This window comes from Micromonospora sp. U21 (genome assembly GCF_018070045.1).
In the GTDB taxonomy this organism is placed as follows: Bacteria; Actinomycetota; Actinomycetes; order Mycobacteriales; family Micromonosporaceae; genus Micromonospora.
On sequence record NZ_JAGPYK010000004.1, the window covers coordinates 170,031 to 187,184 of the forward strand.

17 protein-coding genes are annotated in these 17,154 nt (G+C 70.2%); 15 read left to right on the top strand and 2 right to left on the bottom strand.

The annotated features are described in order from the left end of the window. Window positions 1-80 precede the first annotated feature (80 nt). Window positions 81-2,195 (top strand): transglycosylase domain-containing protein, encoded by a 2,115-nt coding sequence (locus KBX63_RS07140; RefSeq protein WP_210909685.1) that lies wholly within the window; start codon window positions 81-83, stop codon window positions 2,193-2,195. 39 nt (window positions 2,196-2,234) lie between these two features. On the opposite strand, the gene KBX63_RS07145 is transcribed toward KBX63_RS07140, so the two are convergent. Beyond that, the gene (locus tag KBX63_RS07145; protein ID WP_210909688.1) at window positions 2,235-3,722 is read right to left on the bottom strand and encodes an SDR family oxidoreductase; all 1,488 of its coding nucleotides are present in this window, start codon (window positions 3,720-3,722) and stop codon (window positions 2,235-2,237) included. Between the two features lie 35 nt (window positions 3,723-3,757). On the opposite strand from KBX63_RS07145, the gene glyA reads away from it, so the two are divergent. From glyA to KBX63_RS07210, 13 genes are all read left to right on the top strand, one after another. After that, window positions 3,758-5,047: a serine hydroxymethyltransferase gene (gene glyA, locus KBX63_RS07150; protein WP_210909690.1), complete on the top strand. Its 1,290-nt coding sequence runs from the start codon at window positions 3,758-3,760 to the stop codon at window positions 5,045-5,047. Further along, complete coding sequence (locus KBX63_RS07155) at window positions 5,040-5,465, top strand: hypothetical protein (RefSeq protein WP_210909691.1); 426 nt, start codon at window positions 5,040-5,042, stop codon at window positions 5,463-5,465. Before glyA ends, KBX63_RS07155 begins: the two co-directional genes overlap by 8 nt. Before the next feature lie 189 nt (window positions 5,466-5,654). Beyond that, a complete protein-coding gene (locus KBX63_RS07160; protein WP_030488045.1) occupies window positions 5,655-5,891 on the top strand; it encodes an AtpZ/AtpI family protein in 237 nt (78 codons plus the stop codon). A gap of 11 nt (window positions 5,892-5,902) precedes the next feature. Then, window positions 5,903-6,700: a F0F1 ATP synthase subunit A gene (gene atpB, locus KBX63_RS07165; RefSeq protein ID WP_210909698.1), complete on the top strand. Its 798-nt coding sequence runs from the start codon at window positions 5,903-5,905 to the stop codon at window positions 6,698-6,700. Window positions 6,701-6,766: 66 nt separating this feature from the next. Then, on the top strand, window positions 6,767-7,000 hold the full coding sequence (locus KBX63_RS07170) for an ATP synthase F0 subunit C (RefSeq protein WP_030488047.1): 234 nt from the start codon (window positions 6,767-6,769) through the stop codon (window positions 6,998-7,000). 26 nt (window positions 7,001-7,026) lie between these two features. Beyond that, window positions 7,027-7,566, top strand: coding sequence for a F0F1 ATP synthase subunit B (locus KBX63_RS07175; protein WP_121654097.1), 540 nt, complete (start codon window positions 7,027-7,029; stop codon window positions 7,564-7,566). Next, complete coding sequence (locus tag KBX63_RS07180; protein WP_210909700.1) at window positions 7,566-8,387, top strand: F0F1 ATP synthase subunit delta; 822 nt, start codon at window positions 7,566-7,568, stop codon at window positions 8,385-8,387. Before KBX63_RS07175 ends, KBX63_RS07180 begins: the two co-directional genes overlap by 1 nt. Before the next feature lie 117 nt (window positions 8,388-8,504). Beyond that, on the top strand, window positions 8,505-10,157 hold the full coding sequence (atpA, locus tag KBX63_RS07185) for a F0F1 ATP synthase subunit alpha (protein WP_210909707.1): 1,653 nt from the start codon (window positions 8,505-8,507) through the stop codon (window positions 10,155-10,157). A gap of 4 nt (window positions 10,158-10,161) precedes the next feature. Then, a complete protein-coding gene (locus KBX63_RS07190; protein WP_210909709.1) occupies window positions 10,162-11,091 on the top strand; it encodes a F0F1 ATP synthase subunit gamma in 930 nt (309 codons plus the stop codon). Continuing rightward, complete coding sequence (gene atpD / locus KBX63_RS07195) at window positions 11,091-12,527, top strand: F0F1 ATP synthase subunit beta (protein ID WP_210909711.1); 1,437 nt, start codon at window positions 11,091-11,093, stop codon at window positions 12,525-12,527. Before KBX63_RS07190 ends, atpD begins: the two co-directional genes overlap by 1 nt. Before the next feature lie 221 nt (window positions 12,528-12,748). Next, window positions 12,749-13,891 (top strand): LCP family protein, encoded by a 1,143-nt coding sequence (locus KBX63_RS07200; protein WP_210909713.1) that lies wholly within the window; start codon window positions 12,749-12,751, stop codon window positions 13,889-13,891. An 89-nt stretch (window positions 13,892-13,980) separates the two neighbouring features. Then, the gene (locus tag KBX63_RS07205; RefSeq protein WP_210909715.1) at window positions 13,981-14,262 is read left to right on the top strand and encodes a F0F1 ATP synthase subunit epsilon; all 282 of its coding nucleotides are present in this window, start codon (window positions 13,981-13,983) and stop codon (window positions 14,260-14,262) included. 12 nt (window positions 14,263-14,274) lie between these two features. Continuing rightward, a complete protein-coding gene (locus KBX63_RS07210) occupies window positions 14,275-14,730 on the top strand; it encodes a DUF2550 domain-containing protein (protein WP_210909717.1) in 456 nt (151 codons plus the stop codon). 339 nt (window positions 14,731-15,069) lie between these two features. Here KBX63_RS07210 and KBX63_RS07215 read toward each other — a convergent pair whose 3' ends face one another. Continuing rightward, on the bottom strand, window positions 15,070-15,642 hold the full coding sequence (locus KBX63_RS07215; protein WP_210909719.1) for a cob(I)yrinic acid a,c-diamide adenosyltransferase: 573 nt from the start codon (window positions 15,640-15,642) through the stop codon (window positions 15,070-15,072). On the opposite strand from KBX63_RS07215, the gene murA reads away from it, so the two are divergent. Then, on the top strand, window positions 15,641-17,083 hold the full coding sequence (gene murA / locus KBX63_RS07220; protein ID WP_210909728.1) for a UDP-N-acetylglucosamine 1-carboxyvinyltransferase: 1,443 nt from the start codon (window positions 15,641-15,643) through the stop codon (window positions 17,081-17,083). The genes KBX63_RS07215 and murA overlap by 2 nt on opposite strands. The last annotated feature ends 71 nt before the right edge of the window (window positions 17,084-17,154 follow it).

Below are 17,154 nucleotides of genomic sequence, written 5' to 3' on the forward strand. Positions count from 1 at the left end.
GGGCAAAACCCGGGGCGAAAGGGGCCTTCCGGGTCATTCTGAACGGGTCCTAGCGTGACCGGCTCCTGCGGGGAGAGCTGATGATCCGGGCCCATTTCGACAAACTGCTGACCGTGGTGATCGCCGGTGTGCTGGCCGGGTTGGTGCTGGCGGCGGCCGCACTGCCGGTGGCCCTGGTCTTCGGGATCGGCTTCAGCGCCCTGTCCACGCCCTACTCGGAGCTGCCGAACACGCTGCGCACGCCGCCCACCGCCCAGCGCTCCAACCTCTACGCCAACGACGGCACCACCCTGATCACCTCCTTCTACCAGGAGGACCGGGTGGACGTGCCGCTGCACGAGGTCGCGTCCGTGATGCGTCAGGCCATCGTGGCCGCCGAGGACGTCCGGTTCTTTCAGCACAGCGGGGTGGACCTGCGGGGTGTGGTGCGCGCGTTCACCGTGAACAAGCGCGACGGCCGGACCCGGCAGGGCGCCTCCACGCTGACCATGCAGTACGTCCGCAACGTGCTCAGCAGCGATCCCCGGCTGACCGAGAGCCAGCGCAGGTCGGCCACCGAGGTCACCACCGCCCGCAAGATCCAGGAAATGCGGTACGCGTTGGCGCTGGAGCGGGAGCTGAGCAAGGACGAGATTCTCACCCGCTACCTCAACATCGCCTATTTCGGCGCCGGGGCGTACGGCATCGCGGCGGCCAGCAAGCGCTACTTCTCCCGGTCCCCGGCCGAGCTGACCCTCGCGCAGGCCGCGCTGCTGGCCGGGCTGGTCCGGTCACCGGACAGCGACGACCCGATCAACGGCGACGCCGACAGCGCGCTGCACCGGCGGGCGTACGTGCTGGAGCAGCTGGTGGAGTCGAGCCAGGTGTCGGCGGACGCGGCGGCGGCGGCGCGGGCCGAGCCGTTGGACCTGCGGCCCAGCGAGACCCCGAACGACTGCACGGCCGTGCCGGACGGGCACAACGACTGGGGATTCTTCTGCGACTGGTTCACCCGGTGGTGGAGCAGCCAGCCGGCGTTCGGGTCGACCGCCGACGAGCGGCAGCGCACGCTGCGCCGGGGCGGGTTCTCCATCGTCTCCTCGCTCGACCCGGCGGTGCAGCGGGCCACCACCGAGCAGGTGCTGCGGATCTACAAGCCGACCGAGGCCCGGGCGGTGCCGACCGCGGTGGTGCAGCCCGGAACCGGTCGGGTGCTGGCGATGGCGGTGAACCGCAGCTACAGCGTGGCGGACAACCCGGCCGGGCAGAAGAACCATCCGAACACGGTGAATCAGCTGATCGCCGGCGGCGGGGCGATCGAGGGGTACCAGGGCGGGTCGACGTTCAAGCTCTTCACCATGCTGGCCGCGCTGGAGTCCGGCATGCCGCTGTCGACCGACTTCACCGCGCCGACACGGCTGCTCACGAAGTTCCCGGTGACCGGGGAGGCGAGCTGTGACGGCCACTGGTGCCCGGCGAACGCGAGCCCGTCGTCGATGGACGGCCCGCGCACCATGTGGACCGCGTTCGGACGCTCGGTGAACACCTACTTCGCCTGGCTCACCGAGCGGGTCGGCGCCGACCGGGTGGTGGAGATGGCCGAGCGGCTCGGCATCGTGCTGCGCGCCGACTCCGACGCGCGGCTGGCCCGGTACGGGGCGAAGAACTGGGGCCCGTTCACCCTGGGCGTGGCCGCGACGACCCCGCTCGACCTGGCCACGGCGTACGCCACGGTGGCGGCCGACGGGACCTGGTGCGCCCCGCTGCCGGTGGTCTCGATCACCGACTCGGCCGGCCACCCGGTCGACGCCGCCAAGCCGGACTGCCGGCAGGCCCTCGACACCGATGTGGCCCGGGCGGCCGCCGACGCGGCCCGCTGCCCGGTCGGCGACCAGTCGATGTACGGGCGTTGCGACGGTGCCACCGCACCCGGTCTGCGGGGCAGGCTCGACCGCCCGGTCGCCGGCAAGACCGGCAGCTCGGAGCGGTACGAGACGGAGACGGTGGTGGCGTTCACTCCGCAGCTCGCGGTGGCCTCGATGGCGGCGAACCCGGACGACCCACGCGACGCGGTGGGTCAGGCGGTGCAGGCCCGGATGGTGGAGGCGGTCGGCGAGGTGCTCGCCTTCGCCCTGCGCGACCAGCCGGTGCAGGACTTCGTCCCGCCGAGCGAGCGGGTCGCCTTCCAGGTCACCGGTGCCCGTGACGGCAACTGAGCCTCCGCGCCGGGCGGCGTGCGCGTTGACCCGGCCTGGTCAGCCGGTGCGCGCGGCGGGGTGATCGGGGGCCTGCTCGGCGCCGCGGGCGATGTTGCGGGCCATCCCGCCGAAGACCACCGCGTGGAACGGGGCCACCGACCCCCAGTAGGCGTGCCCGGCCAGGCCGCGCGGCAGGAAGACCGCGCGTTGCTGGTAGCGGCTGCGGCCGTTGTCGGCGGGCAGCACCCGCATCTCCAGCCAGGCTCGGCCGGGCAGCCGCATCTCGGCGCGCAGCCGCAGCAGCTCGCCGGGGACGATCTCCTCCACCCGCCAGAAGTCCAGGGCCTCACCGACCTGGAGGCGGTGCGGGTCGCGCCGGCCCCGGCGCAGCCCGACCCCGCCGATCAGTCGGTCCAGCCAGCCGCGGATCGACCAGGCGAGCGGGAACGAGTACCAGCCGTGCTCGCCGCCGACACCCTCGATGACCCGCCAGAGGTCCGCCGGCGGCGCGTCCACCGTCCGCTCCCGCAAGTCGGTGTAGGCGGTGCCGCCGGACCAGTCGGGGTCGGTGGGCAGCGGCTCGGCCGGCGCGTCCGGGCCGCTCGCGGTCGACCAGCGGGTCACCACCTGGGCGTCGCGCACCTTGGCCAGCGCCAGCGCCACCGCCTCGTCGAAGCGGGTCAGCCCGCCCGGCGGGTCGGGTACGTACCGGGCGATGTCGTGTTCGTGCGCGATCGCCTCGTGGACCAGGCTCTCCACCAGCGGGCGGGCGATGGCGTTCGGCACCGGGGTGACCAGGCCGACCCAGCGCGAGGAAAGCGACGGGGTGAGCGGGCGGACCGGCACGATGACGCGCCGACGCAGGCCGGCCACACGGGCGTAGCGCTGCATCATGTCGCGGAAGCTGAGCACGTCCGGCCCGCCGATGTCGAAGCCGCGGCTGACCTCCGGCGGCAGCGCGGTGCAGCCGGCCAGGTAGCGCAGCACGTCGCGGACGGCGATCGGCTGGATCCGGTTGCGGACCCAGCGCGGAGTGACCATGACGGGCAGTCGCTCGGTCAGGTAGCGCAGCATCTCGAACGAGGCCGAGCCGGAGCCGATGATCACGGCGGCGCGGAGCACCGCCGTGGGCACGCCGCTGGCCAGCAGGATCCGGCCCACCTCGGCCCGGGACCGCAGGTGCGGGGAGGGGACCTCCTCGTCGGCCGCCGGCTCCGGGCCGCCCAGGTAGACGATCCGGCGTACGCCGGCCGCCCGGGCCGCCGCCGCGAAGTTGGTCGCCGCGGCCCGGTCGGCCGCCTCGAAATCGGGCCGGCCCAGCGAGTGCACCAGGAAGTAGGCGACGTCCACGTCGGCGAACGCGGCGGGCAGCGTCTCCGGCCGGCTCAGGTCCCCCTGGACGATCTCCGCGGCCGACGCCCAGGGCACGTCGCGCAGCCGTACGGCCTTACGGGCCAGGCAGCGCACGGTGTGCCCGTCGCTGAGCAGCAGGGGGACCAGTCGCCCGCCGATGTATCCGGTGGCTCCGGTGACGAGGCATCTCACGGCTTCCAGTGTGCGGCCCCCTAGACTCGTTCGCTGTGGACACCGAGACGAGCACCTTCTGGGGGCCGGATTTCGCGCAGCTCAGGGCCACCGACCCGGAGATCGCCGGGGTGGTCCTCGGCGAGCTGGACCGGTTGCGCGGCGGCCTTCAGCTGATCGCCAGCGAGAACCTGACCTCGCCGGCGGTGCTGGCCGCGCTCGGTTCGACGCTGACGAACAAGTACGCCGAGGGCTACCCGGGCCGGCGCTACTACGGCGGCTGCGCCGAGGTGGACCGGGCCGAGGAGATCGGCATCGCCCGGGCGAAGGAGCTCTTCGCCGCCGAGCACGCCAACCTTCAGCCGCACTCCGGCGCCAGCGCCAACCTGGCCGCGTACGCCGCGCTGGTGCAGCCGGGGGACACGGTGCTGGCGATGGACCTGCCGCACGGCGGGCACCTGACCCACGGCAGTCGGGTGAACTTCTCCGGCAAGTGGTTCGCCACGGTCGGGTACACCGTCCGGCCGGACACCGAGCTGATCGACTACGACGAGGTGCGGGATCTGGCCCGGGCGCACCGGCCCAAGATGATCATCTGCGGCGCCACCGCGTACCCCCGGCTGATCGACTTCGCCCGGTTCCGGGAGATCGCCGACGAGGTCGGCGCGTACCTGATGGTGGACGCCGCGCACTTCATCGGCCTGGTGGCCGGCCGGGCGATCCCGTCCCCGGTGCCGTACGCCGATGTCGTCTGCGCCACCACCCACAAGGTGCTGCGCGGCCCCCGCGGCGGCATGATCCTCTGCCGGGAGTCGCTGGCCCAGCGGATCGACAAGGCGGTCTTCCCGTTCACCCAGGGCGGCCCGCTGATGCACGCGGTCGCGGCCAAGGCGGTCGCGCTGCGCGAGGCCGCCCAGCCCGAATTCCAGACCTACGCCAGTCAGGTGATCAGCAACGCCCAGGCGCTCGCCGCCGGGCTGGCCGACGAGGGGATGCGCCCGGTGTCCGGAGGCACCGACACCCACCTCACCCTGATCGACCTGCGGGAGCTGGGCGTGACCGGCGCCGAGGCCGAGGGCCGCTGTGACGCGGCGTCGATCACCCTCAACAAGAACGCGATCCCGTACGACCCGCAGCCGCCGAGGGTGGCCTCCGGCATCCGGGTGGGCACGCCCAGCGTCACCACCCAGGGCATGCGGGAGGGGGAGCTGCGGCAGGTGGCCGCCCTGATCGCGCGGGCGGTACGCGCCGATCCCGGTGCCCCGGGCGGCGCCGACGAGCTGACCCGGATCGGTGCCGAGGTGGCCGAGCTGGTCGCGGTGTTCCCGGCGTACCCCCGTGGCTGACCCCGCGGCCGCCGAGACCGGCACCGACCGGCGCTGGCGGCTGCGACACCTGCCGGTGCTGCTGGCCGCGTCGGTGGCGCTGGCCGCGGTCGCCGCGGTGGTCGGTGGCGCGACCGGTGGCGTGACGGCCGCGCTCGGCGCGGCGGTCGGGGTCGGGGTCACGGTGCTCAGCTACACCCTCACCACGGTGGTGCTGGCCTGGGCCGACCAGATCAACCCGCAGCTGCTGCTGCCCCTCGGGCTGGGCCTGTACGCGCTGAAGTTCACCCTGCTGGGTGTGGTGATGGTGGCGGTGGCGTCCACCGGCTGGCCCGGGTTGGTCCCGCTCTGCCTCGGCATCGTCGCCGGGGTGGCAGTGTGGACGGGAGTGCACATCTGGTGGCTGACCAGGGTGCACGCCCACCGGTCGCCCGCCTGACCTGGCGATCGGCCGATCGTCCCATCCATCGGACGCGCGGCAACCTGTCGGCCACCGGTCATTTTCCCAGGGGCGGAAGGGGAGTAGCGTGCCCACAGACGACGCGGCCCCCGAGATGCCCACACAACGACGGTTGTGCGGGGGGTGAGGCACAGCCTCGTCCTCCCGGCTGATATCGTTCGCCCCGTCATGGCTGGTGACCAAACCCCCCGTCCCGCCGGTGAACCGGACGACATTCCGTCCGGCGCCGGTCAGGGCTGGACCGCGCTCAGCTACCTCATCGGAGGCATGCTCGTGTGGGGTTTCATCGGCTGGCTGGTTGACCAGTGGCTCGACACCGGCGGCGTCGCCACCGGGATCGGCGTCGTGCTCGGTATGGCCGGGGGGATCATCCTGGTCGTCCGCCGACTCGGCACGCCTACTTAGGAAGGGACGCGGTGTTCGGACAGGCGAACGTTCTGGCAGCTGGCCAGGCGGCATTCCCACCCACTGTGGAGGACTTCTACCTGCCCAGCATCCTGCCCTGGGGTGCGCACGAGTCATACTGGTTCACCAAGATCACGGCGATGGTCTGGATCGCGGTCGGCGTTCTGATCATCTTCTTCCTGGCGAGCTACCGGAACCCGCAGCTGGTGCCGACGAAGAAGCAGTGGTTCGCCGAGTCGATCTACGGCTTCGTGCGGAACAACATCGCCGTCGACATGATCGGGCACGCGGGCGTGCGGTTCGCGCCGTACTTCACGACGCTGTTCTGCTTCGTGCTGCTGACGAACTCGTTCGCGATCATCCCGTTCTTCCAGATCTCGCCGAACTCGCACATCGCCTTCCCGGCGGTCCTCGCGATCATCAGCTACGTGCTGTTCAACTACATCGGCATCAAGCAGCACGGCTTCGTGAAGTACTTCAAGAACTCGCTGATCCCGCCGGCGCCGTGGTACATCCTGCCGCTGCTGATCCCGATCGAGCTCTTCTCGACCTTCATCGTCCGGCCGTTCTCGCTCGCGGTACGTCTCTTCGCGAACATGTTCGCCGGCCACATGCTTCTGCTGGTCTTCACGCTCGGCGGCTTCGCGATGCTGAGCGCCAACGCCTGGCTGGCGCCGGTCTCGGTGCTCTCCTGGGTGATGACCATCGCGCTCACCTTCCTCGAGTTCCTGGTGATCGTCCTGCAGGCCTACGTCTTCACCGTCCTCACCGCCAGCTACGTGCAGGGCGCGCTCGCCGAAGAGCACTGATCCACCGCACCAACCGTTGTCGTCCCGCGTGAGAGTCACGCGTGATAACCAGGAGGAACCACACCAATGGACGCTAGCGTTCTCGCCGCGGTAGAGGGCAGCACCGCCGCCATCGGCTACGGCCTCGCGGCCATCGGCCCGGGCATCGGCGTCGGCCTGGTCTTCGCCGCCTACATCCAGTCGACCGCCCGCCAGCCGGAGTCGTCGCGGATGACCCTGCCGTACGTCTGGATCGGCTTCGCCGTCATCGAGGCGCTGGCGCTGCTGGGCATCGCCTTCGGCTTCATCTGGGCCGGCTGATCCCGCCCTTAGACCGGGAGGTAACCATGTACTTCCTCGCCGCTGAGGGTGGTGAGTCGACCCACAACCCGATCATCCCGCTCTGGCAGGAGATCGTGGTCGGTTCGGTCGCCTTCGCCGTGCTCTGCTTCGTGCTGATGAAGTTCGTCTTCCCCCGCATGGAGCAGACGTTCCAGGCTCGGGTCGACGCGATCGAGGGCGGCATCAAGCGCGCCGAGGCCGCTCAGGCCGAGGCGAACCAGCTGCTCGAGCAGTACCGTGCCCAGCTCGCCGAGGCCCGCACCGACGCCGCGAAGATCCGCGACGACGCCCGGGCCGACGCGGAGGGGATCCGGCAGGACGTCCTCGCCAAGGCGCGGGAAGAGTCCGACCGGATCATCGCGGCCGGCAAGGACCAGCTCGCCGCCGAGCGGGCCACCATCGTGCGCGAGCTGCGTACCGAGGTCGGCACGATCGCGGTGGACCTGGCCAGCAAGATCGTCGGTGAGTCGCTGGCCGACGAGGCGCGGCGCAAGGGCACCGTCGACCGGTTCCTGAGCGGTCTCGAGAGCACGGGGGCCCGCTGATGCAGGCCGCCAGCCGGGAGTCGTACAAGATCGCGGCCGAGCGCCTCGACGCGTACGTCCGCGGCACGGAGCCGTCGGCGGTGACCTCCACCGCCGACGCCATCCTCGCCGTCGCGGCCCTGCTGCGGCGCGAGCCGCGGCTGCGCCGTGCCCTGTCCGAGCCGGCCCGTTCCGGCGAGGACCGCGGCGCTCTGCTCGGCGACATGCTGGGTGGCCGGATCGGCTCCGACGCGCTCGACCTGCTCGTGACGCTGGTCTCCGGCCGTTGGTCGGCACCGTCGGAGTTGCTCGACGGCGCCGAGCGGCTGGGCGTGGAGGCGCTGCTTGCCAGCGCCGACAAGGCCGGCGAGCTGGGCGAGGTCGAGGACGAGCTGTTCCGCTTCGGCCAGGTCGTGGCGGGCCAGTCGGCGCTGAGCAACACGCTGGCTGACCCGGTCGCGCCGGTCGAGCAGCGGGCCACCCTGGCCCGTGAGCTGCTCGCCGACAAGGCCCGCCCGGTCACCGTCCGCCTCGTCGAGGTGGCGCTCGGCGGGTTCGGGGGGCGTTCCTTCATCGGGGCGCTCACCCGGCTGGTGGAACTCGCCGCCGAGCGACGTGACCGGCAGGTGGCGTACGTGACCGTCGCGGCCCCGTTGAGTGACGAGGACGAGCGTCGGCTGGGCGCGAGCCTCACCGCGATATACGGTCGAGAGGTCTCCGTCAAGCAGACGGTCGACCCCAACGTCCTGGGTGGCGTGAGCGTGCGGGTCGGCTCCGACCTGTACGACGGCACCATCCTGCGCCGCCTCAACGAGACCCGCAACGCGCTCGCGAAGCGCTGAGCGGCTCCGCCGCCCAGCGTTGGGGCGGCTCCGCCGCCCAGCGCCCGGAATGACAGACGCCATTCGGACCGGTCGGTACTAGGTATCCCGGGCCCCTGAATTTTAAGGAAGCAGAGGATGGCCGAGCTGACCATCTCGACGGAGGAGATCCGCGGCGCCCTGGAGCGCTACGTCTCCTCCTACTCGACCGACGTCTCCCGCGAGGAGGTCGGCACCGTCGCCGACACCGGTGACGGCATCGCCCACGTCGAGGGCCTGCCCTCGACCAAGACCAACGAGCTGCTGGAATTCGAGGACGGCACGCTCGGCGTGGCGCTGAACCTCGACGTCCGGGAGATCGGTGTCGTCGTTCTCGGTGACGCCGCCAACCTGGAGGAGGGGCAGCGGGTCAAGCGCACCGACCGCGTCCTCTCCGTGCCGGTCGGCGACGCCTTCCTCGGCCGCGTGGTCAACGCGCTCGGCCAGCCGATCGACGGCCTCGGCGACATCGCCGACGAGGGCTACCGCGAGCTGGAGCTGCAGGCTCCGAACGTGATGGCCCGGCAGTCGGTGTTCGAGCCGCTGCAGACCGGCATCAAGGCGATCGACGCGATGACGCCGATCGGTCGGGGTCAGCGGCAGCTGATCATCGGCGACCGGAAGACCGGTAAGACCACGGTCGCCCTGGACGCCATCCTCAACCAGCGGGACAACTGGCGCACCGGCGACCCGAAGAAGCAGGTCCGCTGCATCTACGTCGCCATCGGCCAGAAGGCCTCCACGATCGCCTCCATCAAGGGCCAGCTGGAGGAGGCGGGCGCGATGGAGTACACGACCATCGTGGCCTCCCCGGCGTCCGACCCGGCCGGCTTCAAGTACATCGCCCCGTACACCGGCTCGTCCATCGGGCAGCACTGGATGTACGGCGGCAAGCACGTCCTGATCGTCTTCGACGACCTGAGCAAGCAGGCCGAGGCGTACCGGGCCGTGTCGCTGCTGCTGCGCCGCCCGCCGGGCCGCGAGGCGTACCCGGGTGACGTCTTCTACCTGCACTCCCGCCTGCTGGAGCGCTGCGCGAAGCTCTCCGACGAGCTGGGTGGCGGCTCGATGACCGGTCTGCCGATCATCGAGACGAAGGCCAACGACATCTCGGCCTTCATCCCGACCAACGTCATCTCGATCACCGACGGCCAGATCTTCCTGGAGACCGACCTGTTCAACCAGGGCGTCCGTCCGGCGATCAACGTCGGCACCTCGGTCTCCCGGGTCGGTGGCGCCGCGCAGGTGAAGCCGATGAAGAAGGTCGCCGGCTCGCTGCGGCTCAACCTGGCCCAGTACCGCGAGCTGGAGGCGTTCGCCGCCTTCGCCTCGGACCTGGACAAGGCCTCCCGGGCCCAGCTGGACCGCGGTTCGCGCCTGGTCGAGCTGCTCAAGCAGCCGAACTACTCGCCGTTCCCGGTGCAGGAGCAGGTCGTCTCGGTCTGGGCCGGCACCGAGGGCAAGCTGGACGACATCCCGGTGGGTGAGGTCCGGCGCTTCGAGTCGGAGTTCCTCCAGTACCTGCGGCACAAGCACGCGGGTGTGCTGGCCGGGATCGCCGACAACCAGTGGAACGACGACATCATCGGCTCCCTGGACAGCGCGATCAGCGAGTTCAAGCAGGTCTTCCTCGGCAAGGCGGACGAGCGTCGGGTCAACGACGCGCCGGCCGCGCCGCTGGAGGGCGACGAGAACCGCGAGACGGTGACCCGCTTCCGCGACGGCGCGACCGACCGCCCGGCCGAGAGCTGATCCCATGGCGGCCCAGGTACGCGTTCTTCGTCAACGGATCCGCTCGGCGAAGTCGATGAAGAAGATCACCAAGGCGATGGAGCTCGTGGCGACGAGCCGGATCGCCAAGGCCCAGGCCCGGGTGCAGGCGTCCCTGCCGTACGCCCAGGCCATCACCGGCGTGCTCACGGCGCTGGCGTCCAACGCGCGGATCGACCACCCGCTGCTCACCCCGCGCGAGCGGGTGCGGCGGGCGGGCGTCCTGCTGGTCACCAGCGACCGTGGCCTGGCCGGCGGTTACAGCTCCAACGCGATCAAGACGGCGGAGTCGCTGATCGCGCGGCTCAAGGCCGACGGCAAGGAGCCGGTGCTCTACGTCATCGGGCGTAAGGGCGTCGGGTTCTACCGGTTCCGCGATCGGCCGATCGAGGCCAACTGGACCGGGTTCAGCGAGCAGCCGTCGTTCGAGGACGCCCGCACGGTGGGTGAGACGCTGATCAAGGCGTTCACGGCCGGTGCGGACGACGTCGACGGCGGTGCCGGTGCGGACGGGGTGCTCGGCGTCGACGAGCTGCACATCGTCTACACCGAGTTTCACTCGCTGATGACGCAGAGCCCGGTTGCCAAGGTCATCGGGCCGATGCAGGTGGAGGACCGGCCCCGCTCCGAGGGGCTGCTGCCGGCGTACGAGTTCGAGCCGGAGGCGGAGGCGCTGCTCGACGCGCTCCTGCCGAGGTACATCAACACGCGGATCTACGCGGCGTTGATCGAGTCGGCGGCGAGTGAGTCGGCGGCACGGCGGCGGGCGATGAAGAGCGCCACCGACAACGCCGAGGACATGATCGAGAAGTACACGCGTGAGATGAACTCGGCTCGCCAGGCCGGGATCACCCAGGAGATCAGCGAGATCGTCGGCGGCGCCAACGCGCTGGCCGCGTCGGGAAGTGATGTGTGATGACTGCACCAGTAGAGACCAAGACGGCCACGGGTCGCGTGGTCCGGGTCATCGGCCCGGTCGTCGACGCCGAGTTCCCGCGCGACGCCATGCCGGCCCTGTTCAACGCCCTGAACGTCGACGTGAACCTGTCCGGCGGTGAGAAGACGCTGACCCTGGAGGTCGCCCAGCACCTGGGTGACAACCTGGTCCGTGCCATCTCGATGCAGCCGACGGACGGCCTGGTCCGCGGCGCGGAGGTGCGTGACCGCGGCGAGCCGATCACCGTGCCGGTGGGCGACGCGGTCAAGGGCCACGTGTTCAACGCGATCGGCGAGGTGCTCAACCTCAAAGAGGGCGAGACCCTGACCCCGGACGACCACTGGGGTATCCACCGCAAGGCCCCGGCCTTCGCGGACCTGGAGCCGAAGACCGAGATGCTGGAGACCGGCATCAAGGTCATCGACCTGCTCGCCCCGTACGTCAAGGGCGGCAAGATCGGCCTGTTCGGCGGCGCGGGTGTGGGCAAGACGGTGCTCATCCAGGAGATGATCACCCGTGTGGCCCGTAACTTCGGTGGTACCTCGGTCTTCGCCGGCGTGGGTGAGCGCACCCGTGAGGGCAACGACCTCATCGCCGAGATGACCGAGTCCGGCGTCATCGACAAGACCGCGCTGGTGTACGGCCAGATGGACGAGCCGCCGGGCACCCGGCTGCGGGTGGCGCTCTCCGCGCTGACCATGGCCGAGTACTTCCGCGACGTGAAGAAGCAGGAGGTGCTGCTCTTCATCGACAACATCTTCCGCTTCACGCAGGCCGGCTCGGAGGTCTCCACCCTGCTCGGCCGCATGCCGAGCGCGGTGGGCTACCAGCCGACCCTGGCCGACGAGATGGGCGAGCTCCAGGAGCGGATCACCTCGGTCCGGGGCCAGGCCATCACCTCGATGCAGGCGATCTACGTGCCGGCGGACGACTACACCGACCCCGCCCCGGCCACCACGTTCGCCCACCTGGACGCGACCACCAACCTGGAGCGGTCGATCTCCGACAAGGGCATCTACCCGGCCGTGGACCCGCTGGCGTCCTCGTCCCGGATCCTCGCGCCGGAGTTCGTCGGCACCGAGCACTTCCAGGTCGCCACCGAGGTGAAGCGGATCCTGCAGCGCTACCGCGACCTGCAGGACATCATCGCCATCCTCGGCATCGAGGAGCTCTCCGAGGAAGACAAGATCACCGTGGCCCGGGCCCGGCGGATCGAGCGCTTCCTGTCGCAGAACACCTACGCCGCGGAGCAGTTCACCGGCGTGCCGGGCTCGACGGTCCCGATCAAGGAGACCATCGAGGCGTTCCGCAAGATCAGCGAGGGCGAGTACGACCACTTCCCTGAGCAGGCGTTCTTCATGTGCGGCGGTCTCGAGGACCTGGAGCGCAAGGCTGAGGAGCTGATGAAGGGCTGACAGCCCGATCGGATCCGAAACAAAAAGACTGCCCCGGCCATGCCGGGGCAGTCTTTTGTTCACCTTCACGCCCTAACATCGCCGCGGTCCGTTACTCGCGGTCGTCGGTCCTGAACCAGCCGAGATACGGTCGTTCCGCGCGCTCACGTGAACGAGCGTTGATATTTGCAACCTTTCGGCTACGTGCGCCCGTCTCCTACTCGTGGGCGTAACGATCGGAGATGCTCGTGGGTAAGGCCGGCAAGAGTGGCCGCAAGCCGTCCATCTGGCGGGGCGTGCCGCGCTGGGCCAGGGTGTGCACGGTGTTCGGCACCGTGCTGACCATGCTCAGCGGGGCGGTGCTGGTCGGCACCGAGGTGCTGATGGCCCGCTACGAGGGCGCGGTCGGCAAGGCCGACCTCTTCGGCGACCAGGCGGCCGGGGCCCAGGCGAAGAAGTCCGACATCAAGGGCCCGCTCAACATCCTGCTGGTCGGCATCGACCCGCGTACGCCGACGGCGGCGCCACTGGCCGACTCGATCATGGTGTTGCACGTGCCCGCGACGATGGACCGGGCCTATCTGTTCTCGATGCCGCGGGACCTCTACGTGCACATCCCGCCGTTCAAGAAGGCCAACTTCAACGGCGAGACAACGAAGATCAACGCCGCCATGTCGGTGGGCAGCCAGGTGCCAGGGGGAAACCCCGACGCGGCGCGGGGCTTTGAGCTGCTGGCCACCACTGTGCAGAACGTGACCGGCATAAAGCGGTTCGACGCAGGTGCGATCATCAACTTCACCGGCTTCCAGAAGATCGTCGACGCCATGGGCGGCGTCGACATGTACATCGAGCGGGACGTGAAGTCCGAGCACAAGCAGCCGGACGGTAAGCCGCGGCCGGGCAACACGCAGGGCGAGGGCTACGTCGGCCCGCAGGCGGTCTACAAGAAGGGCAACCAACACCTCAGCGGGTGGCAGGCGCTGGACTACGTCCGGCAGCGCTACCCGAAGAACGGTGTCCTGGACTCTGACTACGGCCGGCAGCGTCACCAGCAGCAGTTCGTCAAGGCCATGGTCGGGCAGGCGTTCAGCGCCGACGTGGTGTCCAACCCGATCAAGCTGGACAAGGTCCTCCGCGCCGCCGGTCAGTCGCTGATCTTCAGCGGTCGCGGCAACAGCGTGATCGACTTCGGCATCGCTCTGAAGAACATCCGGCCCAACACGATCCAGATGATCAAACTCCCCGGCGGTGGAGTCTTCGACGGTAAGAAGTACAAGGGCGAGCAGTTCAAGCCAGGCGTCTCAGACTTCTTCACCGCCCTGCACAATGAACAACTGGACCCGTTCCTGCTGGAGCACCCGGACTTCCTGAACAAGACCAAGTAGCCGTGGCGTAGCTCTCCCCACCCGCCTTGGGGGCGAGTTCGCGTCAGGACTAGACTTTCGGCAATCCGCCGCCGCAGCAAGGAGACAGCGTGGCACAGCAGCTTCACGTCGAGCTCGTCGCCGTCGAGGAGAAGGTCTGGTCCGGTGACGCCGAGATGGTCGTCGCCCGGACGACCGAGGGTGAGCTGGGTGTCCTGCCGGGGCACGCGCCGCTGCTCGGCCAGCTCGCCGAGCCCGGCCAGGTCCGCATCAAGCTGGCCGGCGGAGAGCAGATCTCCTACGACGTGGCCGGCGGCTTCCTCTCGGTGAGCGCCGACGGCGTCACCGTGCTGGCCGAGAGCGCAACCCCGGTCTCCTCGCAGAGCCACTGAGCCGTACCGGGGATGGAGATCGTCGAGGGAATCGGGATCGGCGTCGCCGTTATTCTCGCTGCGCTCCTCATCCTCTTCGTCCGGCGCGCCCTGGTCACCCGGAGCGGTGGCATCATTCGGCTCAGCGTCCGGGTCTCCACCATGCTCGACGGCCGCGGCTGGTCGCCGGGCTTCGGCCGGTTCGCCGGTGACGAGCTGCGCTGGTACCGGATGTTCAGCTTCGCGCTGCGGCCCAAGCGGGTGCTCTCCCGCAAGGGGCTCGCGGTGGAGCGCCGCCGGTTGCCTGAGGGCCAGGAACGCCTCTCCATGCCGGCCGACTGGGTGATTCTCCGCTGTACCATTCACCACGCACCGGTGGAGATCGCCATGGCGCGGTCGACAGTGACCGGTTTCCTCTCCTGGCTCGAGGCCGCCCCTCCGGGGGCGGTCTCGCCGCGTATGGCCTCCCAGGACTGGCCTGCTGCCTGAGCCGCTCTTCTGTGGTCGCTCTTCTGGGTTTCCGGGGGAGCCCGCCCGGCTCCGGACGGTCAGGCTTGATCCCTGCGCCGGGCGGGCTCCCCCGGAAACCCGTCGTTGCCACTGTGCGTCGTTCCGGCACCGGCTTTCACCACCTGCCGTTACCGGTGTGGTTGAGTCCCGCCTTCTCGGTGGTCGGGGCGGGTTGATCGACTCGGTTTTCTTGAATTCGGGCTGTCCTGCTGGTCGGGATGCTCCTGTTTCATGAGCCCGAGTGGATCAAGCCTCGGCTACGCGTGCCGGCGTCGAGATCGGGAACCCACACCTGGACGTGGTGCGGCGCGCCGACGCTCAGCGCTTACCGCCCGGCACCCATAGCACATCTCCCGCCGGATTTGCCGTTCTTGACAGGATAAAGAGCAGATCGGAGAGCCGGTTGAGATACTTTGCCGGGAGCGGGCTGGTCCGTTCCGGATCGTGGCTGACCAGCGCCCACGCTGCCCGTTCGGCACGCCGGGCGATGGTCCGCGCCACGTGCAGCAGCGCCGCGCCCGCGGTGCCGCCGGGGAGGATGAAGGAGTCGAGCTTGCTCAGGCGTGCGTTGTACTCGTCGCACCAGCCCTCAAGGCGCTCGACGTACTCCTCGGTCACCCGCAGCGGCGGGTACTTCGGCTCCGGCTCGACCGGCGTGGACAGGTCCGCGCCCACGTCGAACAGGTCGTTCTGGATCGATGCCAGCACGGCCCGCAGTTCCTCGTCGAGCTGGCCCAGGGCCAGCGCGACGCCGATCGCCGCGTTGCACTCGTCGACATCCGCGTACGCGGCGATCCGTGGATCGGTCTTCGGCACCTGCTCGTTGTTGCTCAGCCTGGTCATGCCGGCGTCGCCGGCCTTGGTGTAGATGCGCGTGAGGTGGACGGCCATGACGCACAGCCTACGGATACCGGACCTGACGATCCCGGCGCGCCCGGACACCACCGCCGGCTGGCCGGCGGTGGTGGGCCCCGGGAACGCGGGCGATCCGGCGGTCAACGATGTCGATGTCATCCGGGTTTGCGGCGGCGCCCGGCTGACCGGCACCGTGCATGTGGTGGGCGCCAAGAACTCGGCGTTGAAGTTGATGGCCGCCGCGCTGCTCGCTCCGGGCCGCAGCGTGATCACCAACGTCCCGCGGATCACCGACATCGCGATCATGGGGGAGGTGCTGCGCCGGCTGGGCTGCGACGTGCGGTTCGACGCGGATGACCCGGTCGATCCGATGGTCGCGCGGGGCGGGGCGGCCCGATCCCGATCGGTGATCATCGACGTACCCGAACAGCCGGGCGCGGACGCGGACTACGACCTGGTCCGCCGGCTCCGCGCGTCGATCTGCGTGCTCGGCCCGCTGCTGGCCCGCCGGGGGTACGTGCGGGTGGCCCATCCGGGCGGCGACGCGATCGGCTCGCGCGGGCTGGACATGCACGTCTCCGGGCTGACCCGGATGGGCGCGGACATCTCCGGTGAGCACGGGTTCGTCATCGCCGCCGCACCGCACGGGCTGCGCGGCGCGGACATCGTGCTGGACTTCCCCAGCGTGGGCGCGACCGAGAACCTGGTGATGGCGGCGGTGCTGGCCCAGGGCACCACGACGATCGACAACGCCGCTCGGGAGCCGGAGATCGTCGACATCTGCACCATGCTCAACCAGATGGGCGCGCGGATCTCCGGCGCTGGAACGTCCGCCCTGCGGATCACCGGCGTACCCGGGCTGCGCCCGGTGCGGCACGCCACGGTGGGGGACCGGATCGTCGCCGGCACCTGGGCGTTCGGCGCGGCGATGACCCGTGGCGACGTGACGGTGACCGGGCTCGACCCGGCCTTCCTGGAGGTCGCGCTGGACAAGGTGGTGGCGGCCGGCGGCCTCGTGGAGACCCGGGGAGACGGTTTCCGGGTGCGGATGGACGACCGGCCCCGGGCGGTCGACGTGGTGACGCTGCCGTACCCGGGCTTCGCCACCGACCTGCTGCCGATGGCGATCGGCCTGGCCGCCGTCAGCGACGGTGCCTCGTTGATCACCGAGAACATCTTCGACGGCCGGTTCATGTTCGCCAACGAGATGATGCGCCTCGGCGCGGACATCAAGACCGACGGGCACCACGCGGTGGTCCGCGGCCGGGACCGTCTCTCCGGGGCGCCGGTGCGGGCCACCGACATCCGCGCCGGGGCCGGGCTGATCATCGCCGGGCTCTGCGCCGACGGGGTCACCGAGGTCTCCCACGTGCACCACGTCGACCGGGGCTACCCGGACTTCGTGGCCGACCTGCTCGCGCTCGGGGTGGACGTCGAGCGGGGGACGACGCCGGAGGAGCCGGCACTGGAGATCTGACGCCAACCGGGGCTGCCGGGTCTCCCGACAGCCCCTTAGCCGTCGTTCAGGCTCGCCGACTAGGGTGCAGG

What these genes read in the sequence shown, in the direction of transcription:
- KBX63_RS07140 (WP_210909685.1), top strand. Translation starts at nt 81, where the DNA reads ATGATCCGGGCCCATTTCGACAAACTGCTGACCGTGGTGATCGCCGGT.
- KBX63_RS07160 (WP_030488045.1), top strand. Translation starts at nt 5,655, where the DNA reads ATGGCTGGTGACCAAACCCCCCGTCCCGCCGGTGAACCGGACGACATT.
- KBX63_RS07170 (WP_030488047.1), top strand. Translation starts at nt 6,767, where the DNA reads ATGGACGCTAGCGTTCTCGCCGCGGTAGAGGGCAGCACCGCCGCCATC.
- KBX63_RS07175 (WP_121654097.1), top strand. Translation starts at nt 7,027, where the DNA reads ATGTACTTCCTCGCCGCTGAGGGTGGTGAGTCGACCCACAACCCGATC.
- KBX63_RS07180 (WP_210909700.1), top strand. Translation starts at nt 7,566, where the DNA reads ATGCAGGCCGCCAGCCGGGAGTCGTACAAGATCGCGGCCGAGCGCCTC.
- atpA (WP_210909707.1), top strand. Translation starts at nt 8,505, where the DNA reads ATGGCCGAGCTGACCATCTCGACGGAGGAGATCCGCGGCGCCCTGGAG.
- KBX63_RS07190 (WP_210909709.1), top strand. Translation starts at nt 10,162, where the DNA reads ATGGCGGCCCAGGTACGCGTTCTTCGTCAACGGATCCGCTCGGCGAAG.
- atpD (WP_210909711.1), top strand. Translation starts at nt 11,091, where the DNA reads ATGACTGCACCAGTAGAGACCAAGACGGCCACGGGTCGCGTGGTCCGG.
- KBX63_RS07200 (WP_210909713.1), top strand. Translation starts at nt 12,749, where the DNA reads ATGCTCGTGGGTAAGGCCGGCAAGAGTGGCCGCAAGCCGTCCATCTGG.
- KBX63_RS07210 (WP_210909717.1), top strand. Translation starts at nt 14,275, where the DNA reads ATGGAGATCGTCGAGGGAATCGGGATCGGCGTCGCCGTTATTCTCGCT.
- murA (WP_210909728.1), top strand. Translation starts at nt 15,641, where the DNA reads ATGACGCACAGCCTACGGATACCGGACCTGACGATCCCGGCGCGCCCG.
- KBX63_RS07215 (WP_210909719.1), bottom strand. Translation starts at nt 15,642, where the DNA reads ATGGCCGTCCACCTCACGCGCATCTACACCAAGGCCGGCGACGCCGGC.